Genomic DNA, 26,579 nt, shown 5'->3' on the forward strand with positions numbered 1-26,579 from the left:
CAATCCGGATATTCAAGCGCACACCCAGGCAGACCCGGCACGACATGACGCTCGACCCTCCTACGATTCTGATATTGACCATCGCGCTGGCCGCTGCTGCTGCCCTGTATCTGGCAGTGGAATGGCGCAGCGTGCGCGAGCCGTCGCTGCTGTTCTGGGCGGCAGGTTTCGCGATCATCAGCGTCGGCTCCACCCTGGCCCTGCTGCGCAGCAGCGGCCTGTTGATGATCGGTATCTGGTTTGCCAACGGCTTGCTGGTGAGCGCGCACTGGCTGTTTTTGCTCGGCGTGGCCCGCTTTACCCACGTGCGCCTGTCGCGCGCGTGGCTGCTGATGCTGGCCGCCTGGCTCGGCATGCTGCTGTTGCCCGGCGACCTGGCGTGGTCCAAAGCCATGCTGATGGTCAACTCATTGCTGGTCGCGTTGCCGACCTTGCGCGCCAGTTTCCTGCTGCGCCCCCACGGTAAATCCCTGAGCATCGGCGCGGTGCAATTGCGCTATGTATTGCTGCTTCACGGCGCGTTTTATGTGGCCAAGGCGCTGTCGGTAATCATCCCCGGCACGCTGATCGATCTTGCCGCGTTCAAGGGCGAAATCATCCAGGTTTCGTTGGTGGAGGGCGCAATGGCGATCATGTTGATCGCGTTGTCGATGACCGGCTCCGAGCGCTATCGGCGCGAACAGCAGATCGCCCGGCTGGCGGCCCGCGACCCGCTGACGGCGCTGTACAACCGCCGCGCCCTGGATGTGCGTGCGCCGCAGCTGTTTGCCCAGGTATCGCCGCAACACCCAGGCGCTTTGCTGTTAATCGATATCGACAACTTCAAACTGGTCAACGACCTCTACGGGCATACCGCCGGCGACCGGTTGCTGATTGCCCTGAGCGAGATGATCCGCACGGTGGTGCCCGAAGGCGCGCTGGCGGCTCGCCTGGGCGGGGATGAGTTTGTGATCCTGTTGACCAAGGCCTCGACCGCCCAGATTGTCGAGCTGGGCAGCCGCTTGCGTGAGCAGTTCCGGCAGTTGGCCGCACACACCTTCACCACCCCGGCACCGGTCACCCTGAGCATCGGCGCCAACCTGTTCGACCAGCCACCGCCGAGCCTGACGGCGCTGATCGAACAAGGCGACACCACGCTCTATGAAAGCAAACGCGGCGGGCGTGACAGCATTCGGCTGGTGGACCGAACGGGAACCGGTTCGTACGGTTAATGGCGTCCTGTGGCGAGCGGGCTTGCCCCGCGTTGGGCTGCGCAGCAGCCCCATAAAGGACGCCGCATTGTTTCAGGGACACCGCGTCGGCAGTTTTTTGGGGCTGCTGCGCAACCCAACGCGGGGCAAGCCCGCTCGCCACTGCAAGTCCGCTCGCCTAAGGTTTGGTGGTGACGGTGTGCAACCCCATTCACGACGATGTAAAGCAACGGCCCCACCGACACAAACACCGCCGTCAGCAAAAAATACGGCACCAGCGAAGCCACCGAGCGCCCTCGCCCGCGCGCATCCCGGTACATCCACGCACACGCAAGCAGCGCCATCAGGTACAGGTCAATCACCACCTGCGCGGTGTCCGGCCGCGACATCAATTCCCGCCCAAATGCCAACAGTGATTGCTCGGCCGTGAGCATCGTAGCCAAGGTGTACAACGAAAAGCCCAGCAAACCGGCCAGGGCGAAATAAGGTCTGCGCATGGTGCCTTCCTTGAAAGGATCGAGGCTCAACATAGTGATAAGGTTGCGCCTCTCGCAATGACCTCGGAGGTCATGATCAGGCCATGGACACCCCTTTAACTGCCGGCCAGCACCTGCGCCAACTGCGTCGACAGGCCAAGCTCAGCCAGCTGGACCTGGCCTTGATCACGGGCGTTTCCCAGCGCCACCTCAGTTGCATCGAAACCGGCCGGGCCAAACCAGGCCCGGGTACTTTGCATACCCTGCTGACGGCGCTGGAAGCCCCGCTGGAGCAGTGCAACCAGGTGTTCCTCGCCGCCGGCTACGCGCCGCGTTACACCGCCACCCCACTCGCCGCACCCGCCATGGCCGCCGTCCGTGAAGCCGTCAGCCATGTGCTGCACGCCAACAACCCCGCCCCGGCGATTCTGCTGGGCAGCGAGTGGCAAGTGCTCGCCGCCAACGCCAGCACCGGCCTGTTGTTTGAGCTGGTTGGGATTGAGCCGAATGCCGCCGATGGGCTGAACCTGCTGACCACGCTGTTGCAAACCGGCGGCCTGGGCGATCACCTGATCAACGCCGAAGAAATCCGCACCGTCGCCTGGCAACGCGCAACCCGCGAAGCGCTGGGGAATCCTGCATTGGCGGGGTTACTGGCCCGTTTGCCGGTGCCGAGCAGCACCGAGTTGCCCAATGAAATGACGCCGCTGGTGTTCACGCGCATCCGCTCACATCGCGGTGAACTGAATTTCCTGTCGACCTTCACCACCTTCGGCATGCCCCAGGACATCACCCTCACGTCACTGCGCATCGAACATCTGATTCCTGCTGACGGGCCCACGTGGCAAGTGATGCGCGCCGCTTACGCGGAGTATGCGGCGCTGGTTTTGTGAAATATCTGTACGTAGACTGCCGCCATACCTCCCACCTGAAGGCGGCGAAAAAAACCTGATGCAAGTTACCGGAGTCTCCATTGCCCAATTGCGCGCTGCGCTTGAAAGCGGCCAGACCACTGCCGTTGAACTGGTTAAGGCTTACCTGGCACGCATCGAGGCCTATGACGGCCCGCAGACCGCGACCCAGTTGAACGCCGTGGTGGTGCGTAACCCCCAAGCGCTTGAAGAAGCCCAGGCCGCCGATGCGCGCCGGGCCAAGGGCGAAACCTTGGGGCCATTGGACGGCATTCCCTACACCGCCAAGGACAGCTACCTGGTCAAAGGCCTGACGGCAGCCTCCGGCAGCCCGGCCTTCGCCGCGCTGGTGGCGCAGCGCGACGCCTTCACCATCGAACGCCTGCGCGCCGGCGGCGCTATTTGCCTGGGCAAAACCAACATGCCGCCAATGGCCAATGGCGGGATGCAGCGCGGCGTTTATGGCCGTGCAGAAAGCCCGTACAACGCTGACTACCTGACGGCGCCGTTTGCCTCCGGCTCGTCCAACGGCGCGGGCACCGCAACGGCTGCCAGCTTCGCCGCCTTCGGCTTGGCCGAGGAAACCTGGTCGAGCGGGCGCGGCCCGGCGTCCAACAATGGCTTGTGTGCCTACACGCCGTCGCGCGGGATTATTTCCGTACGCGGCAACTGGCCGCTGACGCCAACCATGGACGTGGTGGTGCCGTACGCACGAACCATGGCCGACCTGCTTGAAGTGCTCGACGTCGTGGTCGCCGAAGACACCGACACGCGCGGCGACCTCTGGCGCCTGCAACCGTGGGTGCCGATTCCGAGCGTGGCGTCGGTGCGCCCGGCCTCTTACGCTGACCTGGCTGTGGGCAGCGAATCCCTGGCCGGCAAGCGTTTCGGCGTGCCGCGCATGTACATCAATGCCGACCCCGAGGCCGGCACCAGCGAGAAACCCGGGATCGGCGGGCCGACCGGGCAAAAGATCAACACCCGCGCCAGCGTGATCGACCTGTGGCACGCCGCGCGCCAGGCGTTGGAAGCGGCTGGCGCCGAAGTGATTGAAGTCGACTTCCCACTGGTTTCCAACTGTGAAGGCGACCGCCCTGGCGCGCCGACGGTGTTTACCCGTGGCTTGGTCTCCAAGGAATTTTTGCACGACGAATTGTGGGAGCTGTCGGCCTGGGCGTTCGATGATTTCCTGCGCGCCAACGACGACCCGGCGCTCAACCGCCTGGCGGATGTCGACGGGCCGAAAATCTTCCCGCACGACCCTGGCACCCTGCCCAACCGTGAAGACGACTTGGCCGCCGGCATGGACGAGTACGTGCGCATGGCCGAGCGCGGCATCACACCGTGGAACGAAATCAGCACGGTGCCGGATGGCCTGCGCGGGCTGGAACAGACCCGGCGCATCGACCTGGAAGACTGGATGGACGCACGGGGCCTGGACGCGGTGTTGTTCCCGACCGTGGCCGATGTCGGCCCGGCCGATGCCGACGTGAACGAAGCCTCGGCGGATATCGCCTGGAGCAACGGCGTCTGGGTGGCTAACGGCAACCTCGCGATCCGCCACCTGGGCGTGCCGACCGTCACCGTGCCGATGGGCGTAATGGCGGACATCGGCATGCCAGTGGGGTTGACCTTCGCCGGGCGCGCCTATGACGATTCGGCGCTGCTGCGTTTTGCCTCGGCGTATGAAGCCACCGGCAGCAAACGCCTGATCCCGCCGCGTACGCCGCCGCTGGCAGCTGGCTAAACACGCTCCAAATGTGGGAGCTGGCTTGCCTGCGATAGCGGTGGGTCAGCCAGCCCATTTGTCACTGACAGACCGCCTTCGCGGGCAAGCCCGCTCCCACAGTGTTGACTGCATTTCAGGCCACGCCGGTCAGCAGCAGCCTAAACGCGCTCCACATGTGGGAGCTGGCTTGCCTGCGATAGCGGTGGTTCAGCCAACCTATTTGTCACTGACAGGCCGCCTTCGCGGGCAAGCCCGCTCCCACAGTTTTGGCTGCATTTCAGGCCACGCCGATCAGCAGCAGACTAAACACGCTCAAAATGTGGGAGCTGGCTTGCCTGCGATTACGGTGGTTCAGCCTGCCCATTTGTCACTGACAGACCGCCTTCGCGGGCAAGCCCGCTCCCACAGTTTTAATTGCATTTCAGTCCACGCCGATCAGCAGCTGGCTAAACACAGTCCAATTGTGGGAGCTGGCTTGCCTGCGATAGCGGTGGATCAGCCAACCTATTTCTCACTGACAGACCGCCTTCGCAGGCAAGCCATTTCCTGCATTCACATCAAGCCAGGTAGGGCACGGCAATCAGCAGGATGGTCGTGCCATGGGCCACGGTCGCTGGCAACACGCCGTAGCGCATGCGCACCAGTGCGCAGGCCAGCCCTTCGATCAGGGTGAACAGCAATACCGGCCAGCCCAGTTGGGTGACACTCAATGCCAGGAACGCATGGCAGGCCGCAAAGGCTACGCCGCTGATCAATGCCGCGCGCAATGGCGTCACTTGCTGTTCGAGGTAGCCCTGCAAAAACCCGCGAAACAGCACCTCTTCCAACGCATTCGCGCCATAAGCCAGGACCACCATACCCGGCAGCCAGACCCAGTAGCCGTGAATCTCGAACGCCTCGATGCCCTGGTAAACCCGCAGCGGCACACCGAGCAAACAGCCCACCACAAGCCCCACGGCCAGGCCCAGCACAGGATTGCCGATGGTCCAGCGCATCAGCTGCCATAACTGCGGCGCCGTGCGTGCAAGCAACATGATCAGCAGCACTGACATCCCGCCCAGCGCCGCCAACACAAAGGCATTCGCGCTGAACGCAATCTGCACCTCACTGCTGAGCGACCACATCCCCAGCGGCGTCATCGCGTCACGCATCAACACAAATGCCGTCAGCAGGATCAGGATGCGCATCGCCTGCATTGCTCTGGGCGTCAGCGCAAACCACAGCCCAAACAGCACCAGCCCCGGGGCCAGGTGAATGCCGTAGTTGATCAGTACGCCCATGCCTTGGCTGATCATGCCGGCTTCAACCGTGGGCGACGGCAATCATGTCGATCTCGACCGCTGCCGACTTCGGCAACTGCATCACCCCCACCGAGGTGCGGGTGTGCGTGCCGGCGCTGCCGAGGATTTCATGCAGCAGGTCCGACGCACCGTTGGCCACCTCGCTTTGCTGATCAAAGTCTTCGGCGCTGCGCACGTACACGGTGATACGTGCGATGGCCTTGACTTGATCCAGCGAGCCCAATGCCTGCTTGAGCAAGCCCAGGCAACGCAGCGCGCTGATGCCGGCGGCGATTTGTGCCTGGGCCAGGGTCAGGCTTTCGCCGACTTTGCCAGGCAGCACGATCGTGTCGCCAACCCGCGGGATCTGGCCGCTGATGTACAGGTGGTGACCATCGCGCACCAAGGGTGTGTAGTTGCCGCCGATTTTGAACTCATCCAGTTGATAGCCGAGACGCTGCTGGGCCGCCTGGTATTTTTCGTCTGCTGTCATGCTCGTCAAACCTCGTTGCGACGTTGCCACTCATCCACCACATCGCCCAGGGTCTTGGGGATGTCGCTGCGAATCCAGGCCATGAAAGGCCGGTCGAACTTGAATCCCGGGCCGCAGTGTTCAAGCATGAAACGGCGAACGTTCTGGGTATTTTTGTAGTGGGGGGTGACGGGAGTAGCGCGGGTAATGACGTCGCTGTGCCAGTTGAAATCCATTTTCCCCTCGGGCGCTTATGGTGTGTCGGCAGTAGCATAGCGATGTGCTACTTGAGCAGGAAGCGTCAAGGCAAAACTCGCACCATCAGTTTCTGTGTTGAGATGTCGTACAAGCCCTCGCCGGATTCATAACGAAACAATGCCCAACCTTTTCAAGATATTTCGAAATTTCACTTTCTTTCCCCATCAGAAATATTGCATGGTTGTACGACGACTTAAATCATCGTGCCCGCCCCCAACAACAATAAGGAAACACCCATGCAAAACGTCAAAGTGCTGATCGGTTTTCTGTGCCTGTTCACCGGCTACGTTGCAGCTGCGCCTGCCCCCGCCGAAAAGGATGTGGCCCAAGCGGTCGACCAACTGACCCAAGCCATGTTGCACCTGGACCTCAAGCAGCTTCATGCGCTGACCTCCGACAAACTCACCTACGGCCACTCCAGCGGCAAGGTGCAGAACAAAGCGCAATTCATTGCTGATCTGGAAACCCACACCAGCGCGTTCAAGACCCTCGAAATGCAGAACCAGACCATTACCCTCGACGGCGACACCGCCCTGGTGCGTAACCACTTTCACGCACTGGCGGTGAACAGCGGCGTAGACACGCCAACCGACATCGACAACTTCCAGGTCTGGCAGAAGCAAAAAGGCAAATGGCTGCTGATCGGGCGTCAGGCTTACAAATACTGATGGCTGGCGGTGAGCGGGCGCGCCTCAGCTCACCATTGCACCACCTCGCGAACCTTCACCAGCGCCTCGCGCAGCGCCGACATGCTCACCGAGCCCAACGCCAAACGCAGCGCGTGGGGCACGGTTGCCGAGACCGCAAACGGCTCGGCGGTCGACACCGAAATACCCTCGCGCTGCAAGGCCATGGCGATCTGATCGGCCCTGGCCTCTTCACCCAGTGGCAGCCACAGAAAATACGATGACGGGTGGCTGATGTAATGCACGCCCTTGAGCACGTGCGCCGCCAAGGCCTGTCGCGCGCTGGCATCCTGGCGCTTCTGCGCTTCCAGTCGGTCGACCGTGCCGTCCTCGATCCAGGCCACGGCCATCGCACTCATGACACCGGGCACGTTCCAGGTGGTGGCCATGATGGTGCGTTCCAGTTTCTTTACCCAGGCCGGGGGCGCGGCAATAAAGCCGACCCGCAACCCGGTCGCGACGCTCTTGGAAAACCCGCCGACGTACACCGTGCGCTCAGGCGCCAGGGTTGCCAATGGCGGCGGCGCTTCTGCTGCCAGAAACGCGTAGGCCGCGTCCTCGATGATCATCAGGTTGTGTTGTCGAGCAATGCCGACTAATCCCTCGCGCTGTTCCAGGCTCATCACCCAACCCAACGGGTTATGCAGGGTCGGAATGCTGTACACCGCGCGCACCGGGCGTTTGCTGCACAGGCGTTGCAGGGCGTCCAGATCCGGGCCACTGGCAGTGACCGGGATCGCGACGATTTCCAGGTGCAGGGTTTCGGCCAGCACTTTAAAGCCTGAATACGTCAGGGCATCGACGGCAATCACATCCCCCGGTTTGAGCAATGCCATCATCGTCACCGCCAAGCCGTGCTGGGCACCGCTGACCACCAGCACTTGCTCGGCCTCCACCACCAGCCCTCGGCTCAACAGGTGCCGCGCCACCGCCGCGCGCTCGTGCAGGCGGCCGGCATGGGGCTGGTAGCGCAGCAGCGCCTCCAGGTCGCCCGACAGCGCCAGTTGGCGCAAAGCCGTGCGCAGCAAATCGGCCTGGCCCGGCAGCGACGGGTAGTTGAAATTGAGGTCGAGCATGCCCGTCGCCACCGTCATCTGCCCACTGCCCTGCCCCGGCGGCAACGAGATCTCGCGCACGAAAGTGCCGCGCCCGGTTTCGCCACTGACCAGGCCCATCGCCTCAAGCTCGCTGTATACCCGGCTGGCCGTGACCAGCGCCAGGCCATGGTCGGCGGCCAATTGCCGGTGGGTGGGCAGACGCGTGCCGGGTGGCAGCGCACCGCTGCGGATATCCGCGGCAAAAGCATCGACCAACGACTTGTAGCGAGCACGTGGCATAGGTGATGTATCCATGACAATTTTTTGATTGTCTTAATCTTCGATCCTAGGATGGCCGAACGCAACCTAACCTTTTCAGGCACACCCTCATGGAACGCACCCTTCGCCTCAACAGCCTCGACAGCAGCACTCAAGGTTGGATCAACGGTTTTATTGGCGTGCTCATTTTCAGCGGCTCACTGCCGGCCACGCGCCTGGCGGTGATGGAGTTCGACCCGGTATTTCTGACCATGATCCGCGCCACCCTGGCCGCCGCGCTGGGGCTGTGCCTGCTCGGTGTGTTCAAGGAGAAACGCCCCGCGCGCGCGCAGTGGATGCCGCTGGCAGTCGTCGCGCTCGGTGTGGTGATTGGCTTCCCGCTGCTGACGGCGTTGGCGTTGCAATACGTCACCTCGGCGCACTCGATCGTATTCATCGGCCTGCTGCCGCTGGCCACGGCGGTATTCGGCGTGCTGCGTGGCGGCGAGCGGCCGCGCCCGGTGTTCTGGCTGTTTTCGACGCTCGGCAGCCTGTTGGTGATGGGTTACGCCGTCGCCCAAGGCTTGAGCGCCGCGCCCGTGGGTGACGTGCTGATGCTGTTGGCAGTGCTGGCATGCGGTTTGGGCTATGCCGAGGGCGCCAAATTGTCGCGCACCTTGGGGGGTTGGCAGGTGATCTGCTGGGCGCTGGTGGTGTCGCTGCCAGTGGTGGCGCCGCTGAGTCTGATCCTCGCCCCTGCGACCTTGACCGGCATCAGCCTGCCGGCCTGGCTGAGCCTGGGCTATGTGGCGTTGTTCAGCATGCTCATCGGCTTTGTGTTCTGGTACCGCGGCCTGGCACAGGGGGGCATCGCCGCCGTCGGCCAGTTGCAGTTGCTGCAACCCTTCTTTGGCCTGGCGCTGGCAGCGGGCCTGCTGCATGAGCAGGTCAGCCTGGGCATGGTGCTGGTGACGGTTGCGGTGATCGGCTGCGTGGCCGGCGCGAAGCGCTTCGCGCGCTAACGCTGCGGCGCAACCATCTTGAACTTGACGGTGATGTCGTTGGACACCACGCTGTTGCCCGCCCACTCACCTTCGCCGATCTTGAAGTCATCGCGCTTGAGCACGAACTCACCGTCGAACACACCGATGCCGCTTTGCTCCTTGAGCAGCACAGTGATGTCCACCGGCCGCGTGATGCCCTTGATCGTCAGGTTGCCGTTGATCGTGTAGCGGTTGTCGCCCAACGCGGTGGCGCCGCTGGACTCATACACGCCGACCGGATAGGCCGTGGTGTCGAACCACGCCGGTTGTTGCAACTGGGTATTGGCGTCCGGGCTGCCGGCGTCGATGCTGGCGAGTTGGATTTTGAGCAACGCATGCGCCGCCTCGGGCTTTTGCGTATCGAACGTCAGGGTGCCTTCAAAGTCGCTGAAGGTGCCATACACCCGCTGCCCGAACTGCTGGAAGGTAAAGCTGATCTGGCTGGCGGTGCGGTTGACGTCTTTGTATTCCGCGGCCTGCGCGCTGGAAAACCAACAGAAGACGAGGGCCAGCAAAAACACCTTGGACATTCGACGCTTCATGAAACGCTCCGCGAGAGAAAAGGACACACGTGCTGAGCTAACACGCCATGGCATGGATTTATTCCCATCGGGCGCGCGTCCTGCTAAACAGAGTAGTCGCGAAAAACAATAAGGACTTTTCATGCCCACCCCTTCTCTGCAGGACACCACCGCCCCCGAAGGCATCTGCTACGGCTGTGGTGGCAGCAACCCGCATGGCCTGCACATCAAAAGCCGTTGGGACGCCGATGGCGTCCATGTCATCGCCGAGCATCAACCCGAGGCCAAATACAGCGGCTGGCCCGACCTGGTCTACGGCGGCCTGATCGCCATGCTGGTGGACTGTCATTCCAACTGGACGGCCATGGCTTATCACTACCGCGCCGAGCAACGTGCACCCGGCAGCTTGCCGCGCATCGATTGCGTCACCGGCAACCTCGGCATCAAATTCATCAAGCCCACGCCCATGGGCGTCACGCTGAGCCTGCGCGCGTGGGTTGAGGGCGAGGTGGGACGCAAAAGCCGCGTGGTCTGCGAGGTGTACGCAGGTGACGTGCTCACTGCCATCGGTGACTCGGTGTTCGTGCGCGTCGACACTGGGCAACTGGCCGCTGCCGCGCATGGTCGCGCGGGCTGATCCTGGTCTACATTGATTGCCACCGCTAATCGAGGAATGCACCGATGACTCGTCTCACCGCGAAAGACTTTGCCCCCGAACTGCTGGAACTCTACGACGGCTACGCCCACGGCAAGCTCAACCGCCGCGAATTTCTCGACCGCGCCGCGCTGTTCACCTTCGGCGGCCTCACCGCCTCTGCGCTGCTGGCGGCCTTGAGCCCCGACTATGCGCTGGCCGAACAGGTCAAGTTCACCGACCCGGAGATCATCGCCGACTACATCACCTACCCTTCGCCCAAAGGCAACGGCACGGTGCGCGGCTACCTGGTACGCCCGGCCAAGGCCAGCGGCAAGGTGCCAGCCGTGGTGGTGGTTCACGAAAACCGTGGCCTGAACCCCTACATCGAAGACGTCGCCCGCCGCCTGGCCAAAGCCGGCTTCATCGCCCTGGCGCCGGACGGCCTCACCTCCATGGGCGGCTACCCGGGCAACGATGAAAAAGGCGTAAAACTGCAACAGAAAGTCGACCCCGAAAAACTCATGAACGACTTCTTCGCCGCCATCGAATGGCTGATGCACCACGACAACAGCACCGGCAAAGTCGGGATTACCGGCTTCTGCTACGGCGGCGGCGTGACCAATGCCGCGGCGGTGGCTTACCCCGAATTAGGCGCGGCGGTGTCGTTTTACGGCAAGCAGCCGGAGGCAAAAGATGTGCCGCGGATCAAGGCGCCGATCATGCTGCACTACGGCGAGCTGGATACGCGGATCAACGAAGGTTGGCCGGCGTATGAGAAGGCCTTGAAGTCGGCGGGCACGACGTACGAGGCGTACATCTACAAGGGCGCCAACCACGGGTTTCACAATGATTCAACGCCCAGGTATGACGAGGCGGCGGCGAATCTGGCGTGGGAAAGAACCCTCGGCTGGTTCCACAAATACCTGGCCTGACCCCACTCTAAATCTGGAAGCTGTCTTGCCGTGGCGAGCGGGCTTGCCCCGCGTTGGGGCGCGGAGCGGCCCTAAAACCTGACGACTCAATCATTCTGGAAAGGCGCGGTGACTGTTCTGGGGCTGCTGCGCAGCCCAACGCGGGGCAAGCCCGCTCGCCACATCAAGCCAGCTCTCAGCTTAGAAATAAGGGGCAGACCACGCTTAATCCAAAACCGTGGTCTGATCCCGATTTTCAATTTTCACAGCAAAAACTTTGGGAGCTGGCTTGCCTGCGATGACGGTCTTTCAGTAACCAATAGGCTGGCTGACCCACCGTTATCGCAGGCAAGCCAGCTCCCACATTGGGTACGCGCAGTTTTCCAGATCAGTGTTCGAGCGCATACCGCCGACAATGGTTGAGATAACCCTGCTCATGACTCCCCACCAACTGCACCACACTGGTCCATAACCACGACGGCGCATCCAGCTGTTTCGAGCGGTTTTCCTGCAGCACCGCCATCCACTGCTTGCGCGTATCGCGGTCCATTTGCCGGGCATGGGCGATGCCGACCACGCGGGCCAGGTAACCGGCGGCGTGCATGGCGTCGGTTTCGCTGAGCTCATCCAGCTCCAGCTTCATGTCCTGGGGCAGCAGCTCGCGGATGAAGAATCCGTGATCCAAAAAGCGCGTCGCCAGCATGCGCTCACCCAAGCCTGGTGACAGCTGGCGCGCGCCTTCCACCACCCGTCGTCCATTGTCGCGGGGCATCTTCGCGCGTGGTGTACGCGGTGCAGCGGCGCCGACGGCTTCCTTGATATCGATCAGGCAATATTCCTGATCATCCTTGTCGCCCACGCCCAGCAGTGCCGCATAGCGCAGCAAGCCGAGGGAGCTGCAGCCCTTGACCCAATAGGCTGAGTCCAGCAGTTCAACCTTGGCGTCTTTGGGCCGGCCTTTGAGCGAGGTGACCAACTGGTGGATTTCATCCGAGGCGCACAGGGTTTGCAGGGCGCCCTTTTCTGCCCGCGACAATGCCCAGAAGTGCTTGCCCAGTGGAATCGTCGGCCGCACGTTTTCAATGCGTTCACGCGCCAGGTTTTTCCAGGTGCGCTCCACCGCGCTGCGCATGCCGGCCTTGACCTGGGATGGGCGTGGCGGCACTTCGTCGGGCTTGTCTTTGAAGGCTTGTTCGTAGCCGCCGATCATCTCTTCAAGCATGCGCGCGGTGGTCACTCCGGGCAGGTCCGAGCCGCGTGCGGCGGTGGCCAACGACAAGGCCAGGCGCACCAGATCGTGGGCCGGGTTGCCGATTACGGTCTGGTCAAGGTCGCGGATGTGCATGTCGATACGGCCCTTGATATCGCCGGTCGGGCCCAGGTTGCCGGCGTGGCAATCGCCGCAGATCCAGATCGCCGGGCCGTGCGGCAAGCGGCGGCCTGGCTGGCTGTGCAGCCATTCGTAAAACTGCACCGTGCTGCCGCGCACATAGGCGTGGGCGGAGCGCGCCATCTTCAAGTTGCGCAGTTGCGTGAGGTGGGGCATGCGGTCGGCGGGGCGCGGGGTTTTCATGGATGAACTCAGTACGGGGAGATGCGGTAGAGCGTAGCCCCACAAGGAATGTTTCATTATGTTTCAAAAAAACTGGCAAAAAGCCTGTTTCAATTCATAAGCCACACCAAATAATCCGTCGCTAATCCGTCTTTCTAATCGCCCGCCCCTGCGCGCTAGCATCGGCCTACTCGATGCAGCGAGTCACAACCCTAACTGCACACATCCACAAACACTGCCGCCCTAAAAAAAGAGATAAAGCAGATGAATGACGTGATGAACACTGCACTCCAGGCGCCCACCAAGATCAACCTGGTCAAGGCCCGTGGCTCGCTGGTGTGGGACGACCAAGGCAAGGAATACATCGACTGCACCGCCCAGGCATGGTCGAACAACCTGGGGGCCAACGACCCGCGCGTGGTGGAGGCGGCGATTGCGCAACTGCGCGACATGACCCACATCCGCCCCAACTTCGGCTCCCCGCCCACACCCGGCTGGTGGCGAAGCTGCGCGAAGTCTCGCCGGTCTCGCTCAACCAAATGGGTTTTGCCCTGCATGGCAGCCTCGCCGGTGAAATGGCGATGAAACTGGCGTTCAAAAACCGTCCCGGCGCGCAGAACCTGCTGGTGCTGCAAGACGGTTACCACGGCCGCTCCCTGGCCACCCTCGGCGCCAGCTGGCCGCACCCGAATAACCCATTCCTGGCGATTCAGCCGCGCTTTACCCGCGTGCCGCACCCGAACCCGTATCGCACCCGACTCGGGCTGGACCCGGAAACCGAGTCCCAGCTGTGCCTGGGTCTGCTTGAAGACACCATTCTCAAAGGCGTCGACGGCGGTGTGGCAGCAGTGATGATGGAGCCCATTCAGGGCAATGGCGGGCACATCGAGTTTCCGCGCTCGTACTACAAAGGCGTGCGCGAGATCTGTGATCGCCTCGGCGTGTTACTGATTTTCGATGAAGTGCAAACCGGTTTCGGGCGCATGGGCACGATGTGGGCGGCGGACTATTACGACGTACTGCCCGACATCATCGTGTTCGGCAAAGGCGTGGGCGGCGGCTTTCCGCTGGCCGGCATCCTGGCCGACGACACACTCAAGTGGTTTGACGAAGGTGAAGAAGCGCTGACCTTTGGCCACTTTCCCGTTTCGCTGGCCGCAGGTTACGCCGCCGTCGAAGCCATCGTCGCCGACGGTCTGTGCGACAAGGCGCGCGACTCGGGCGAATACATCACCGCACGGCTCAAAGAGATGCAAACCCGTCACCCGCTGATCGGCGACGTGCGCTGCCCGGGCCTGATGGCCTCCATTGAGCTGGTCAAGGACCGCGCCACCAAAGAGCCCGCATGCCGTGAGTCCCAAGAGGTCTATCGCCTTGGGCTGGAGCGCGGCGTATTGTTCGGCGAGAGCCGTTACGCGGGCCTGGGCAACCTGATCAAGGTCAAGCCGCCGCTGGACATCGAGCGCCCACTGCTGGCCAAGGCACTCGACGTGCTGGATGAAGTGATCGGCATCATCGAGGAGCAGCGGCCATGAGCACAATTGTCGAAAGCCCCGTCACCGCCCCACCGAATACCCAAGCCACGCTGTCCAGCGACGACGCCGACCTGGCGAGCCTTGGCTACGAGCAAAAGATGCACCGCACCATGAGTGCCTTCACCTCGTTTGCCCTGGCCTTCTCCATGGTCTCGATCAACACCGGCGTGGTCACGCTGTTTGCCGACCCGTTCAACCGCGTCGGCGGCATCGGCATCCTGCTATGGCTGCTGGTGATCCCGCTGGTGTGCTGCATCGTGATGGTCTACTGCCATTTGGCCGGGCGTATCCCGCTTACCGGTTACGCCTATCAGTGGTCGAGCCGCCTGGCCGGCAATCACTTCGGCTGGTTCACTGGCTGGGTAGCGTTCACCTCGTTTGTCGCCGGCACGGCGGCCACTTCGGCCGCCATCGGCACGGTGTTCGCCCCCGAGATTTGGGCCAACCCTACACAAGGCCAGATCCAGGGCCTGAGCATCGGCGCGACGCTGGTGGTAGGGCTGCTGAATATCTGCGGGATTCGCCTGGCTACACGGATCAATGACATCGGCGCGATCATCGAAATCATCGGCACGGTGCTGCTGGCGATTGCCTTGTTCTTTGGCGTGTTTTTCTTCTTCGAACACACCCAAGGCGTGGCGATCCTGACCTCGGCGAAGCCCGTGAGTGGCGGCGACATCAGCTTCACCACCCTCGCCCTCGCCACCTTGTTGCCAGTGTCGGTGCTGCTGGGTTGGGAAGGCGCTGCTGACCTGTCCGAAGAAACCAAAGACCCGCGCCGCGCCGCACCCCGGGCGATGATTCGCGCGGTGCTGGTGTCCAGCGTGCTGGGTTTCGTGGTGTTTGCGCTGCTGAGCATTGCGATACCGGGCCCGGTCAGCGAGTTGCTCAGCCACAGTGAAAACCCGGTGATCAATATCGTGCGCCTGCAACTGGGCGACGCGGCGGGCATCGGCATGATCGTGATTGCCTTCGCCTCGATCCTCGCGTGCCTGATCGCCAATATGGCAGTGGCCACGCGCATGACCTTCGCGCTGTCGCGGGACAATATGCTGCCGGGCTCCAAGGTGCTGGCGAAGATCAACCCGCACTTCGGCACGCCAGTGGCGGCCATCGTGCTGATCACCGCCATCGCCGTGCTGCTCAACCTGGCCAGCGGCGGGTTTGTCACGGCGATCTACTCGATGGTCGGCCTGACCTACTACTGCACCTACCTGCTGACCTTGATCGCCGCCTTCCTCGCTTACCGCAACGGCCGCATGCCCGGCGCCCCGGACGGTGTGTTCAGCCTGGGCCGCTGGCTGTTGCCGATGATCCTGCTGGGCGGCGCCTGGGCCATCGCGGTGATCCTCACCCTCAGCGTGCCTGAAGAAAGCCGCACCGGCGCGATCACCACCGGCGTTACACTGGGGGTCGGCGTGCTGTGGTGGCTGTTCTCACTGCGTACGCGCCTCAACAATGGCAGCGCGGGGCCGAACAGTCAGTTGCTCGATCACTAGCCACAAACAAAACCCCGGCAACGGGGTTTTGCTTGTCACTCTCAAGGAGGTCTATCGATGTTTGCCCAGGCTACCTGGCTCAACCCGCCACAACAGTGGACCCGCGAAGACGACAGGCTGACGGTCACCACCGATGCCCACACCGATTTCTGGCGCGAAACCCACTACGGCTTCGTGCGTGACAACGGCCATTTTCTGTTTGTGCAAACGCCGGGGGAATTCACCGCCCAGGTGAAAATCCAGGGCGGCTTTGCGCACTTGTACGATCAGGCCGGGCTGATGGTGCGGATTGATGAAACGCAGTGGGTGAAGGTCGGCGCCGAGCTGTCCGATGGCGTGACGCTGCTCAGCAGCGTGTTGACCGATGGCGTGTCGGACTGGGCCACTGGCGTGTTCCCCGGTGACCCGCAAGCCTTCTGGATTCGCGCAACCGTGGCCAACGGCGTATTACGCGTGCAGGTCTCGGTGGACGGCGTGAGCTGGCCGCTGGTGCGGCTGGCACCCTTCCCTGTCGCGCCGTCGTATCAGGTCGGGCCGTACTGCTGCACGCCTGAGCGCGGCGGCCTGGAAGTGCGCTTTTGCGAATGGCAGGTCAGCGCGCCGAACGGCAAATCGCTGCACGACCTGTCCTGACTAGGTGCGACTGCTCGCCACTTCCACGGCCAGTTCGGCGAAGTTGCGCGCGGCCATGCTCGGGTGCGGCGGCAAGGCCACCGCCACTTCGCACATCGGCATGTCGCTGATCACCGGGAACGCCAGGCCGGGCCGTGCGTAAAAACGTGCGGTGGAGAGTGCCGTGATGCTGATTCCGCGCTCCGACGCTACCGCCTGCAATTCGGTTTCCACCGTCGAGGCTTCGTGCACGATCCGCGCCGGCTGCCCGTTGCGGTAGGCATCGACGGTCCAGTAACTGCGCCAGACGCCACTGCCCGGCGCGGCAATGATCGGCTCATCGAGCAGGTCATGCACGCTGACGCGGCTTTCGCCCGCGAGTCGATGGCTGGATGCCAGGCAGGCCACGCAAGGCTCGGCGACCAACGTGTGCAACTCGATTGCCGGCAGCCCCAACGGTGGGCGCAGCACCGCGACGTCCATGCCGGCATCGATGCCGGCCAGAGGTGAAGCGAAGTCGTACTCGCGCACCACCAGTTCGACCTCGGGGTAGCGCTTGGCGAACACGCTGAGGATCTGCGGCATCAGGTCGACCCCGGCGCCGATCAGGAAGCCCACGTTCAAGCAACCGCGCACACCGCGCGCGTGCTCGCGGGCGGTTTGCACCAAGCGGCCGACGCCATTCACAACTTCCCGCGCCTCCAGCAACAGCGCCTGGCCGGCGCCAGTCAGCGCAACGTTGCGGGTATTACGTTCGAACAGCTGCACATCCAGCAGCGCCTCGAACTGGCGAATGGTCTGCGACAAGGCCGGTTGCGACACATGCAGGCGCGTGGCGGCGCGCACGAAGCTGAGCTCTTCGGCCACCACCACAAAGGCCTTGAGTTGACGGATGTCCACGCCGGAAGTCTGCATCGGCTCTCCTGTTGATCAGTTCGATGGCCCAGGTCGAGAATGGCACGAGTCAGGCGTCGGCGGATACGGCTCGCAGCCAGCCCTTGAACGCCAGCATCGCCGAGGTTTCGGCCCGCGACTGCAGACGCGTCAGCCAATAACTGCCGGTGGTAATGCCAACGTCGAACGGCTGGCGAATCACATCCGTCGCCAATTGCCGCGAGAACATCATCGCCGGGGCCAGCGCCACGCCGATGCCTTGCAGCGCCGCTTCCATCATTGCCAGCGACGAATCGAAAACGATGCTGCGCGGTACGACGGTGTCGGCGGGCAGGCCTGCGGCCTGGAACCATTGGGTCCACTCATCGGCGCGGTACGAGCGCAGCAGCGTGTGTTTCAACAGGTCGGCCGGCGTGCGCAATTGCTCGGCCAGCGTGGGTGTACACAGCACGGTCAACGGCGCCGCCAGCAATTCACAGGCGTCGGTGCCGTGCCAGGCGCCAGCGCCGAAGCGGATCGCGTAATCCAGGCCTTCGGCGGCCACGTCCACACGGTTGTTGTGGGTGGACAGGCGCAGGTCGATAAACGGGTAGCGCGCCTGAAAGTCCGGCAGGCGTGGCAGCAGCCAACCCACGGTAAAGGTGCCCACCGCGCCTACGGTGAGCACTTCGCGGTAATGCCCGCCTTCGAACTGGCTGAGCGTCTGGGCAATGCGGTCAAACGATTCGCGCACCACTGGCAGCAGGGTCTCGCCCTCACGGGTGAGCATCAAGCCGCGTGGCAGGCGCTTGAACAAGGTGACATTGAGTTGAGCTTCAAGGCTTTTCACCTGATGGCTGACCGCAGCCTGGGTCACACACAGCTCAATGGCGGCCCGGGTAAAACTCAAGTGGCGGGCCGACGCCTCGAAGGCGCGCAAGGCATTGAGCGGCAGATGGGAACGCAGCATGCTTGACCCTAGATTTTCTAATGGCTGGTGCGAGATATGATCGTTTGATCGCGACCGGCAAACTGCCTACATTTGCCCCGCCTGCGCAGGCTTTCTACTTAATCGATCACCTCATGGAAGCGACATCATGCCCCAACTTTCTCTGTTTGGAGTGCGTAATTTAACCGCCCTGGCCGTATTCATCGCTGCCGGCAACTGCGTGGCGGCAACTGACCTGCAGGCCGTGGTAGACGCCAGCGTAAAACCGTTGATGCAACAACAGGCCATTCCGGGCCTGGCGGTCGCCGTGGTCCAGAACGGCAAGGTGCAATACTTTAACTACGGCACGGCCTCAAAAGAAACCCAGCAGCCGGTCAGCGAAAACACCCTGTTTGAAGTCGGCTCGGTGAGTAAAACCTTCACCGCCACCCTCGGCGGTTACGCCCAGGCGACCGGCAAGCTCAAGCTCTCGGACACCGCCAGCCAGCACTTGCCCGCATTGGCCGGCAGCGCCTTCGACAAGATCAGCCTGCTGCAGCTGGCAACCTACACCGCCGGCGGCCTTCCCCTGCAATTTCCCGACGCGGCCGACAGCGCCGAGACCATGCTCGGCTACTTCCAGCACTGGAAGCCGACTTACGCACCGGGCGCACAACGCCTGTATTCGAACCCGAGCATCGGGCTGTTCGGCTATCTGGCGGCGCAAAGCCTCGGCCAGCCGTTCAACGTGGCCATGGAAAAAACCCTGCTGCCCAAGCTGGGCTTGACCAACACCCACGTCAGCGTGCCCGCGGACAAATCCGCGCTGTACGCCCAAGGCTACGACAACAACCAGAAGCCCGTACGCGTCAGCCCCGGCGCGCTGGACAGCGAAGCCTACGGCATCAAGACCAGCGCCCACGACCTGGCTCACTACGTGATGGTCAACCTGCACCCGCAAACCCTGGAAAAGCCGCTGCAACAGGCGATTGCCACCACCCACGCGGGCTACTACACCGTGAACGGCATGACCCAGGGCCTGGGCTGGGAGCGCTACCCTTACCCGATCACGCTGCAAGCCTTGCTGGAGGGCAACTCCACGCCTATGGCAATGGAGCCGCACAAGGTCAATTGGCTGACGCCCGCACAGCCGCAACCGGCCAACGTGCTGTACAACAAAACCGGCTCGACTGGCGGTTTCGGGGCGTACGTGGTGTACGTGCCGAGCAAGGACATGGGCGTGGTGATGCTGGCGAACAAGAATTACCCCAACGCTGAACGGGTCAAGGTGGCGCACGCGATCTTGAGCGCGATAGGTCACTAAAGCCTCGCACACATCAACTGTGGGAGCGGGCTTGCTCGCGGTAGCGGTGCGCCAGTCGCCAAATGCAGCGTCTGGCACGCCCTCATCGCGGGCAAGCCCGGCTCCCACAAAGTATTACTGTGTTGTTGAGTGTTACATCCCCAGCCAGTGCGGCAACGCCAGCGAAATGAACGGCAAGTAAGTCACCATAATCAGGAACACCAGCAGGATCATCAGCCACGGCAACGCCGCGCGGATGGTCTGCCCCAGGGTCAGGCCGGTCACCGCCGAGGTCACGAACAGGTTCAACCCCACGGGTGGGTGCACCAGGCCGATTTCCATATTCACCACCATCACGATCCCCAGGTGAATCGGGTCGATGCCCAACTTCATGGCAATCGGGAAGAAGATCGGCGCCAGGATCAACACGATGGCCGAGGGCTCCATAAAGCTGCCCGCCACCAGCAACACGATATTGACCATGATCAGAAAGCCGATCGGCGTGAGGCCTTCAGAGATCACCCAGGCCGTGATTTCCTGCGGGATCTGCTCGGTGGTCAGCACGTGGGCGAACAGCATGGCGTTGGCGATGATAAACATCAGCATGATCGCCAGGCGCCCGGACTCCAGCAGCACCTTGGGGCAGTCGCGAAATTTCATGTCCTTGTAGATGAACAACGCCACGAACGCCGAGTACACCGCCGCCACCGCCGCGGCCTCCGTTGGGGTGAACATGCCGCTGTAGATGCCGCCGAGGATGATCACCAGCAACAGCAAGCCCCAGAATGCCCGGCGCGCACAGGTCAGCCACTCACGAAAGGTCGCACGCGGTTGAGCCGGCAGTTTTTTGATGCGCGCAACGATGTAGATCGCGACCATCAACATCAGGCCCAGCAGCAAGCCCGGAATGACACCGGCCATAAACAGCTTGCCCACCGAGGTTTCGGTGGCCGCCGAGTAAACCACCATCACAATCGAGGGCGGAATCAGAATGCCCAGGGTCCCGGCATTGCAGATGATCCCCGCGCCGAATTCCTTCGGGTAACCGGAGCGCACCATGCCCGCCACGGCAATCGAACCCACCGCTGCCACCGTCGCCGGCGATGAGCCCGACAGCGCGGCAAACAGCATGCACGCCAACACCGCCGCAATCGCCAGGCCGCCACGGATGTGGCCGACACAGGCGTTGGCAAAGTCGATCAAGCGCTGCGCCACGCCGCCGGTGGTCATGAACGCACCGGACAACAGGAAGAACGGAATCGCCAGAAAGGTGTAGGCGTCAGAGGTTTCAAACAGTTTGATCGCCAGCGAACTCACCGAGTCCTGGCTGAACATCAGGATCGACACCGCGCCGGACAGCCCGAGGGAAATCGCAATCGGCACGCCGAGGAACATGAACACGAACAGCAGCAAAAACAGACAGAGCACGGCCATCAGTGACGCTCCTCATGGCTGCCGGCCAACTTGCTGGCCTCGCCGGCCTCATCGGCCAGCCCCAAGCCGACCTGACGGTGGGTAAAGATGCGGTAGAAAATTTCCAGGTAGCGGATGAACACCAGGGCGAAACCGATGGGCACGATGATCACAATATCGCCCACGTCCACGCCGTATTGGTCGAGGTCTTCGGCGCCAATATGGGCGGTCATTACCGCGCTCACCCACTTGTAGCTGGCGACCATGAACAGCCCCGCGTAGGCCAGGCAGCACAGGCACGCGAGCATGCCGAGCAAGCGTTGCACCGGCCGCCTGGTCAGCTTGACCAGCGCGTCCACGCCGAGGTGGCCGGCGGTGCGCACACCGTAGGAGATGCCGAAGAAAATCAGCCAGCCGAACATGGCCTTGGTCAGCGCCACGCTCCAGGTCATGTCCTGGGCCCAGGTCATGGTGTGGTCGCCCAGGGCGTTGAAGAAGTGGCTGCTCCACGCCCACTTGTCCGCCAGGGAAAAGAACAGCGTGTAGATGTTGTTGAGCATGACGTAGACAAATGTCACCAGGGTCATGGCGGCCAGCAGGAAGGCGATAAAACCTTCCTCCAGGTGCTCCCAGACGCGCCTTAGCGTTTGCATGGCAAAACCTCGCGAAGCGGGAATGATGTCGGGGTGGAAATCGGCTCAACCTGTGGGAGCGAACCTCTGTGGGAGCCGGGCTTGCCCGCGATGGGAGCAGCTCGGTTCTGCAGATACACCGAGTTGCCTGCATCGCAGGCAAGCCAGCGCCCACCTAAAGCGGTTTCCAAAGCAGGTTTGGGTGCTGGCCCAACTACTGGTTGGACGCGTCCGCCGCCTTGATCAGGTCGGCGCCAATTTCGCCTTCAAACTTCTGCCACACCGGGCGCATGGCTTCGCGCCAGAGCTGGCGTTGCTCGGGGGTCAGTTCGATGATTTCGCTGGTCTTGGCGTCGATGATCTTCTGCTTGGCCGACTGGTTCAGCGCCTCGGCCTGCTTGTTCACCTCCACAGTGACCTCGAGCATGATCTGGTCCAGGGTGGTGCGGATGTCCGGCGGCAGGCCGTTCCAGAACGTGGCGTTGGTGATCACCATGTAGTCGATCAGGCCGTGGTTGGACTCGGTGAAGTACTTCTGCACCTCGTTGACCTTCTGGCTTTCATAGTTCGACCAGGTGTTCTCGGTGCCATTCACGGTGCCGGTCTGCAGGCCCTGGTAGACCTCGGCAAAGCTCATCTTGCGCGGGTTGGCGCGGATCGCCTTGAACTGCTCCTCAAGCACGCTGGAGGCTTGCACACGGAACTTCAGGCCACGGGCGTCCTTGGGTTCGTGCAGGGCTTTGTTGGAGGAGAGTTGCTTGAGGCCGTTGTGCCAATACGCCAGGCCGAGGATGTTCTTGTCCTGCATCGAGGTCAGCAGGGCTTTGCCCTGCGCGGCCTGGAAGCGGTCGACGGCGGCCAGGTCGTTGAACAAAAACGGCAGGTTGTATATCTGCACTTGCTTGGTGTACTGCTCGAACTTGGCCAGCGACGGCGCCAGCATCTGCACGTCGCCCAGCAGCAGCGCTTCCATCTCCTTGCCGTCGCCGAACAGCGACGAGTTGGGGTACACCTCAACCTTGACGCGGCCCGGCAGGCGCTCTTCGGCGAGCTTCTTGAACAGCAGCGCGCCCTGGCCTTTGGGGGTGTTTTCGGCGACCACGTGGGCGAACTTGATCACAATCGGGTCCGCCGCCTGGGCCAGGCCCGCGGCAAACAACGTGGCGGCGCACAGCAGCGCCCGAGAAAGCTTGAGCATGGACGATCACCTTCTTATTGTTGTGTTGTAGGGCAAGGTGCCTGATGTCACGTGTGTAGTGAATTTCGAATTTTAGATACCTGCGTTCGGCTAGGACGAACGCCAATCTTCAGAACAATAAAGATCAAGTGTGGGAGCTGGCTTGCCTGCGATAGCGGTGTGTCAGGCAGTAGATTTGTTAGCTGAGCCACCGCAATCGCAGGCAAGCCAGCTCCCACAGTTTTTGATTCGGTTTCGTCAGCTATATCTTGGCCGCCAGCAACCTCTGCGCGCGCAGCAGCACCGGCGCATCCACCATCTGCCCATCAATCTGATAGGCCCCTGCCCCGTGCGCCCCGGCCTCTACCACGCGCTTGGCCCAGGCCAAATCATCGGCGCTCGGCGCCAGGGCCTCGTGGATCACCGCCACCTGCCTGGGATGAATACACAGCGCCCCGGCAAAGCCCATCTCGTAGGCGTGCCGGATCGAACGCCGTAAACCTTCAGGGTCATCGATAGCCGGGTGCACGCCATCCAGCGGCGCAACCAGCCCTGCCGCACGCGAATGCACGATCAACGCCAGGCGTGCCTGGTCGAGGGCGAACTGCGCGGCCGCGGAATGGCTGCTCAGGTTCAAGTCCAGCGCCAGGTCCAGGCCCCCGAACGACAGGCGCTCCACCTGCGGCGCCCGAGCGATTTCAGCCACCGCCAACAAACCCCGCGCACTTTCGATAATCGGCCAGATCATTTTGCCGGTGGCCGCCACCACCGCCACCTGCGCCGCGCTCTCGACTTTGGGCAATAGCACGCCTGCCACATTTGCATGGGCTTTGCAGAACGCCACGTCTTCGAAATGCTCGGCATGCTCCGGCGCGTTGATACGCACCCACACCTGCGCCTCGGGATGGCCTTGCAGAAACGCCCCAAGATTATCCCGCGCCTGGCGTTTGAGCGGCTCTTCGACCGCGTCTTCAAAATCGACAATCACCGCATCGGCGCCACTGGCCAACGCTTTGGCAAACCGCTCCGGGCGACTGCCCGGCACAAACAAGGCCGAACGAACCAAAGGCTTTGGCATCACTTGAATTCCTTATTAGATAACGCCGCGTGCACGCAGAGTGTCGATGGCTTCACCCGAATAGCCGAGCTGATCAAGGATGCTCTGGCTGTGCTGCCCGAGTGCCGGCACAGCGTCCATTCGCGGCGTGAACGCGGCATTGCGCGCCGGTGGCAGCAGCGACGGCAACGGCCCGGCCGGGCTCTGGACTTCACGCCAGCTGTCGCGCGCCTTGAGCTGCGGATGGTCCCACACGCCCTGCATGTCGTTGACACGCGCACTGGCAATCTGCGCGTCTTCCAAACGCTGGATCACCGCCTCGGCGTCCAGCTGCGCAAAGCTATCGACAATGATCTGGCGCAGCACTTCACGGTTGGCCGAACGCTTGAAGTTGGCCGAGAAACGCTCATCGGTGGCCAATTGCGGCGTGAGCAGCACCTTGTCGCAGAACGCCGCCCATTCGCGTTCGTTCTGTAAACCAAGCATTACCGTGCCGCCGTCGCCGGTGGGAAACGGCCCATACGGGTAAATCGTCGAGTGCGCCGCCCCGGCGCGCGGGGGTTGCGGCGCGCCGTCGAACGCGTAATACATCGGGTAGCCCATCCACTCCACCAGGCTTTCGAGCATGCTCACATCGATGCGGCTGCCCTTGCCCGTTTTGCCGCGCAGCAGCAGCGCCGAGAGGATGCCGCTGTAGGCGTACATGCCCGCAGAGATATCGGCGATGGAGCAACCGGCCTTGGCCATCTGGTCGTCACCGGGGCCGCCGGTCACCGATAGAAAGCCGCCCTCGCTCTGGATCAGCAAGTCATAGGCCTTTTTCTTCTCGTAAGGCCCGCCTTCGCCATAGCCGGAAATATCGCAGACGATCAGCCGTGGGAAACGCGCGTGCAGCGCTTCAAACGACAAGCCCATGCGCGCCGCCGCGCCGGGTGCGAGGTTCTGCACCAGTACATCGGCGTCGGCCAGCAGGGTGTCGAGGATGGCGCCCGCCTCGTCCTGCTTGAGGTCCAGGGTCAGGCTTTCCTTGGAGCGGTTGGTCCACACGAAATGTGAGGCCAGGCCGCGCACGCGCTCGTCGTAATCACGCGCAAAATCACCGGCGCCAGGGCGTTCGATCTTGATGACGCGGGCGCCCAAATCGGCCAATTGACGTGTGCAGAATGGCGCGGCAATCGCGTGTTCCAGGCTGACGACAGTGATGCCGTCCAGCGGTCGTTGATTATTCATCACAAATCCTCAAAGCCAGTGGGCCATGGACGCGGCGTTACGCAGGTTCCAGGCCTTGTCGATCAGTGCATCCGCCTGGGCCGGCGTGCGGGCGCCGCTGAAGTGGGTCAGGCGCTGAAACTTGTCCGCCAGCGCCTCACGGCTCAAGGTGTTGCCCGGGTCGCCCTTGGGCTCATCAATGGCGCCGTGCAGCGTGCGGCCGTCGACCGTGGTGACGGTGACGCGGCCCAGCCAGCGTTGCGGGTAGGCGCCGTCCACTTCAGGGTCCAGCGTCATGCTGACCTTGTCGCGAAAGCTCGCAACGGCGGGATCGGTCAGCGCCAGTTGGTGAAACTCGGTGAGCCCGGCCTTGCCATGCACGGCGATCAGGCCGAGCACCGTGCCCATGGAAAACTTGGCCTGGTGCACGGTCGCGGGCACTGCCACGCGGCCCAGAACATCGATGGCGCCCTGGTGCACACGGGTTTGCACACGGGCGATCTGTTCAGCGCCCAGCCCTTCGCGCTGCATCAAATCCAACAGCGCATCGGCGGCAGGATGGGTATGGCGGCACGACGCGTGGAACTTGAACGAGGTTTCCAGCAGCGCCCAGCGCGTGCCCAGGTCGGCCGACAATTTGCTCGGCTGCGCATCACTGGACATGCCCGCCGCCAACCCTTGGTCGCCTTCAAGAATATTGCGCGCGCCGGTCAGGCCGTCCGCGGTCAGGTACGCGGCGAGCAAGCCATCGGCGGCGGCCTTGGCGGTGTGCAGTTGCTTGGAGTCGGCAGCGTCGCGCAGGAATTCCCACAGCCCCGCGGCCTGAGTGCCGGCGCTGCCGAGCAGGTTGATGAATTGTTCTTCGTTGAAATCCAGCAGTTTGCCCACGGCAATGGCCGCCGCCAGGGTGCCGACAGTCGCCGTGGTGTGGAAGATACGGTAGTGAGAACGCCCCATGAATTCGCCGATGCGAATCCCGGCTTCATAACCGGCCACCGACGCCAGCAGCAACTCGCGGCCGGATTTGCCGAGGTCTTGCGCGGCAGCCAAGGCAGCCGGGAACACCACGGTGGCCGGGTGCAGCACCGAGCTGTTGTGCAGGTCATCCTGCTCCACCAGATGGGACGCGGCGCCGTTGACCAGCGCGGCGAAATACGCGCTGCTGCTGGCGCCACTGACGATGATCTGCGCCGGGCCGCTGCTCGGGCCCATCTTTTGCGCGTAGCGCTCGAACAAAGGAATCGGGTGCGCGCCCTTGCTCGCCAACGCAGAGGCGAGCCAATCCAGATACAGGTCTTCGGTGCGCGCCAGCACGTTTTCGGGCAAGTGTTCGTAGTTCAACTCGGCGAGGAACCGACACAGGGCTTGGGTATGGCTCAT

General features: G+C 62.7%; 26 protein-coding genes and 1 pseudogene. 12 read left to right on the top strand and 15 right to left on the bottom strand.

All coding sequences use genetic code 11. The annotated features are described in order from the left end of the window. Positions 1 to 44: 44 nt before the first annotated feature. Positions 45 to 1,211 carry a GGDEF domain-containing protein gene (locus NTD89_RS29125; RefSeq protein ID WP_262210990.1) on the top strand — a complete coding sequence of 389 codons (1,167 nt, stop codon included), beginning with the start codon at positions 45 to 47 and terminating at the stop codon, positions 1,209 to 1,211. Positions 1,212 to 1,384: 173 nt separating this feature from the next. On the opposite strand, the pseudogene NTD89_RS29130 reads toward NTD89_RS29125, so the two are convergent. Next, a pseudogene (locus tag NTD89_RS29130) lies at positions 1,385 to 1,687 on the bottom strand (DUF2834 domain-containing protein); the annotation flags it as partial. A gap of 83 nt (positions 1,688 to 1,770) precedes the next feature. Between NTD89_RS29130 and NTD89_RS29135 the strand changes: the two are divergent. Both NTD89_RS29135 and NTD89_RS29140 read left to right on the top strand, forming a co-directional pair. After that, positions 1,771 to 2,559 (top strand): helix-turn-helix domain-containing protein, encoded by a 789-nt coding sequence (locus NTD89_RS29135; RefSeq protein WP_262210991.1) that lies wholly within the window; start codon positions 1,771 to 1,773, stop codon positions 2,557 to 2,559. A 55-nt stretch (positions 2,560 to 2,614) separates the two neighbouring features. Continuing rightward, entirely contained in the window at positions 2,615 to 4,324 is a 1,710-nt protein-coding gene (locus tag NTD89_RS29140) for an amidase (RefSeq protein ID WP_262211055.1), read from the top strand. Positions 4,325 to 4,863: 539 nt separating this feature from the next. Here NTD89_RS29140 and NTD89_RS29145 read toward each other — a convergent pair. From NTD89_RS29145 to NTD89_RS29155, 3 genes are read right to left on the bottom strand one after another with little or no spacing between them, the layout of a single operon-like run. Continuing rightward, a complete protein-coding gene (locus NTD89_RS29145) occupies positions 4,864 to 5,601 on the bottom strand; it encodes a CPBP family intramembrane glutamic endopeptidase (protein WP_262211057.1) in 738 nt (245 codons plus the stop codon). A gap of 7 nt (positions 5,602 to 5,608) precedes the next feature. Further along, entirely contained in the window at positions 5,609 to 6,079 is a 471-nt protein-coding gene (locus tag NTD89_RS29150; protein ID WP_119740019.1) for a RidA family protein, read from the bottom strand. A 5-nt stretch (positions 6,080 to 6,084) separates the two neighbouring features. Then, positions 6,085 to 6,294, bottom strand: coding sequence for a DUF6434 domain-containing protein (locus NTD89_RS29155; RefSeq protein ID WP_145161156.1), 210 nt, complete (start codon positions 6,292 to 6,294; stop codon positions 6,085 to 6,087). Between the two features lie 258 nt (positions 6,295 to 6,552). Between NTD89_RS29155 and NTD89_RS29160 the strand changes: the two genes are divergently transcribed. Further along, on the top strand, positions 6,553 to 6,984 hold the full coding sequence (locus tag NTD89_RS29160; protein ID WP_106578990.1) for a nuclear transport factor 2 family protein: 432 nt from the start codon (positions 6,553 to 6,555) through the stop codon (positions 6,982 to 6,984). Positions 6,985 to 7,013: 29 nt separating this feature from the next. Here NTD89_RS29160 and NTD89_RS29165 read toward each other — a convergent pair whose 3' ends face one another. Then, positions 7,014 to 8,339, bottom strand: a complete 1,326-nt coding sequence (locus NTD89_RS29165; RefSeq protein ID WP_262210992.1) for a PLP-dependent aminotransferase family protein — start codon at positions 8,337 to 8,339, stop codon at positions 7,014 to 7,016. Between the two features lie 89 nt (positions 8,340 to 8,428). On the opposite strand from NTD89_RS29165, the gene NTD89_RS29170 reads away from it, so the two are divergent. Next, positions 8,429 to 9,319, top strand: coding sequence for a DMT family transporter (locus tag NTD89_RS29170; protein WP_262210993.1), 891 nt, complete (start codon positions 8,429 to 8,431; stop codon positions 9,317 to 9,319). Here the strand turns inward: NTD89_RS29170 and NTD89_RS29175 are convergent. Continuing rightward, on the bottom strand, positions 9,316 to 9,882 hold the full coding sequence (locus NTD89_RS29175) for a YceI family protein (RefSeq protein WP_262210994.1): 567 nt from the start codon (positions 9,880 to 9,882) through the stop codon (positions 9,316 to 9,318). The genes NTD89_RS29170 and NTD89_RS29175 overlap by 4 nt on opposite strands. A gap of 121 nt (positions 9,883 to 10,003) precedes the next feature. Between NTD89_RS29175 and NTD89_RS29180 the strand changes: the two genes are divergently transcribed. Continuing rightward, on the top strand, positions 10,004 to 10,498 hold the full coding sequence (locus tag NTD89_RS29180; RefSeq protein ID WP_262210995.1) for a PaaI family thioesterase: 495 nt from the start codon (positions 10,004 to 10,006) through the stop codon (positions 10,496 to 10,498). Between the two features lie 44 nt (positions 10,499 to 10,542). Continuing rightward, positions 10,543 to 11,430: a YghX family hydrolase gene (gene yghX / locus NTD89_RS29185; protein ID WP_262210996.1), complete on the top strand. Its 888-nt coding sequence runs from the start codon at positions 10,543 to 10,545 to the stop codon at positions 11,428 to 11,430. 367 nt (positions 11,431 to 11,797) lie between these two features. Here the strand turns inward: yghX and NTD89_RS29190 are convergent, their stop codons facing one another. Next, positions 11,798 to 12,982 (bottom strand): DUF2252 domain-containing protein, encoded by a 1,185-nt coding sequence (locus NTD89_RS29190; protein ID WP_145161167.1) that lies wholly within the window; start codon positions 12,980 to 12,982, stop codon positions 11,798 to 11,800. 255 nt (positions 12,983 to 13,237) lie between these two features. On the opposite strand from NTD89_RS29190, the gene NTD89_RS29195 reads away from it, so the two are divergent. From NTD89_RS29195 to NTD89_RS29210, 4 genes are read left to right on the top strand one after another with little or no spacing between them, the layout of a single operon-like run. Then, positions 13,238 to 13,546, top strand: a complete 309-nt coding sequence (locus NTD89_RS29195) for an aminotransferase class III-fold pyridoxal phosphate-dependent enzyme (protein ID WP_262210997.1) — start codon at positions 13,238 to 13,240, stop codon at positions 13,544 to 13,546. Beyond that, on the top strand, positions 13,501 to 14,496 hold the full coding sequence (locus tag NTD89_RS29200) for an aminotransferase class III-fold pyridoxal phosphate-dependent enzyme (protein WP_262210998.1): 996 nt from the start codon (positions 13,501 to 13,503) through the stop codon (positions 14,494 to 14,496). The genes NTD89_RS29195 and NTD89_RS29200 overlap by 46 nt, the downstream gene beginning before the upstream one ends. Next, positions 14,493 to 15,995: an APC family permease gene (locus NTD89_RS29205; protein ID WP_262210999.1), complete on the top strand. Its 1,503-nt coding sequence runs from the start codon at positions 14,493 to 14,495 to the stop codon at positions 15,993 to 15,995. The genes NTD89_RS29200 and NTD89_RS29205 overlap by 4 nt, the downstream gene beginning before the upstream one ends. Before the next feature lie 57 nt (positions 15,996 to 16,052). After that, positions 16,053 to 16,628, top strand: a complete 576-nt coding sequence (locus tag NTD89_RS29210) for a DUF1349 domain-containing protein (protein WP_262211000.1) — start codon at positions 16,053 to 16,055, stop codon at positions 16,626 to 16,628. On the opposite strand, the gene NTD89_RS29215 is transcribed toward NTD89_RS29210, so the two are convergent. Both NTD89_RS29215 and NTD89_RS29220 read right to left on the bottom strand, forming a co-directional pair. Beyond that, positions 16,629 to 17,522 (bottom strand): LysR family transcriptional regulator, encoded by an 894-nt coding sequence (locus tag NTD89_RS29215; RefSeq protein ID WP_262211001.1) that lies wholly within the window; start codon positions 17,520 to 17,522, stop codon positions 16,629 to 16,631. It lies immediately after the preceding gene. A 49-nt stretch (positions 17,523 to 17,571) separates the two neighbouring features. Further along, positions 17,572 to 18,450, bottom strand: a complete 879-nt coding sequence (locus NTD89_RS29220) for a LysR family transcriptional regulator (protein WP_262211002.1) — start codon at positions 18,448 to 18,450, stop codon at positions 17,572 to 17,574. Positions 18,451 to 18,577: 127 nt separating this feature from the next. On the opposite strand from NTD89_RS29220, the gene ampC reads away from it, so the two are divergent. Continuing rightward, positions 18,578 to 19,732: a class C beta-lactamase gene (gene ampC, locus NTD89_RS29225; protein ID WP_262211004.1), complete on the top strand. Its 1,155-nt coding sequence runs from the start codon at positions 18,578 to 18,580 to the stop codon at positions 19,730 to 19,732. Between the two features lie 132 nt (positions 19,733 to 19,864). Here the strand turns inward: ampC and dctM are convergent, their stop codons facing one another. The 6 genes from dctM to NTD89_RS29255 form a co-directional block, all read right to left on the bottom strand. Further along, on the bottom strand, positions 19,865 to 21,145 hold the full coding sequence (gene dctM, locus NTD89_RS29230) for a C4-dicarboxylate TRAP transporter large permease protein DctM (RefSeq protein ID WP_071487261.1): 1,281 nt from the start codon (positions 21,143 to 21,145) through the stop codon (positions 19,865 to 19,867). Then, on the bottom strand, positions 21,145 to 21,777 hold the full coding sequence (locus NTD89_RS29235; protein ID WP_262211007.1) for a TRAP transporter small permease: 633 nt from the start codon (positions 21,775 to 21,777) through the stop codon (positions 21,145 to 21,147). Before NTD89_RS29235 ends, dctM begins: the two co-directional genes overlap by 1 nt. A gap of 193 nt (positions 21,778 to 21,970) precedes the next feature. Next, on the bottom strand, positions 21,971 to 22,954 hold the full coding sequence (locus NTD89_RS29240; RefSeq protein WP_262211008.1) for a TRAP transporter substrate-binding protein: 984 nt from the start codon (positions 22,952 to 22,954) through the stop codon (positions 21,971 to 21,973). Between the two features lie 241 nt (positions 22,955 to 23,195). After that, the gene (locus NTD89_RS29245) at positions 23,196 to 24,011 is read right to left on the bottom strand and encodes an HpcH/HpaI aldolase/citrate lyase family protein (protein ID WP_145161185.1); all 816 of its coding nucleotides are present in this window, start codon (positions 24,009 to 24,011) and stop codon (positions 23,196 to 23,198) included. 15 nt (positions 24,012 to 24,026) lie between these two features. Further along, positions 24,027 to 25,220, bottom strand: coding sequence for a CaiB/BaiF CoA transferase family protein (locus NTD89_RS29250; protein WP_262211009.1), 1,194 nt, complete (start codon positions 25,218 to 25,220; stop codon positions 24,027 to 24,029). Positions 25,221 to 25,229: 9 nt separating this feature from the next. Next, positions 25,230 to 26,579 (bottom strand): MmgE/PrpD family protein, encoded by a 1,350-nt coding sequence (locus NTD89_RS29255; RefSeq protein ID WP_262211010.1) that lies wholly within the window; start codon positions 26,577 to 26,579, stop codon positions 25,230 to 25,232.

The sequence above is a fragment of the Pseudomonas sp. 14P_5.3_Bac1 genome (genome assembly GCF_025466135.1).
Lineage (GTDB): Bacteria > Pseudomonadota > Gammaproteobacteria > Pseudomonadales > Pseudomonadaceae > Aquipseudomonas.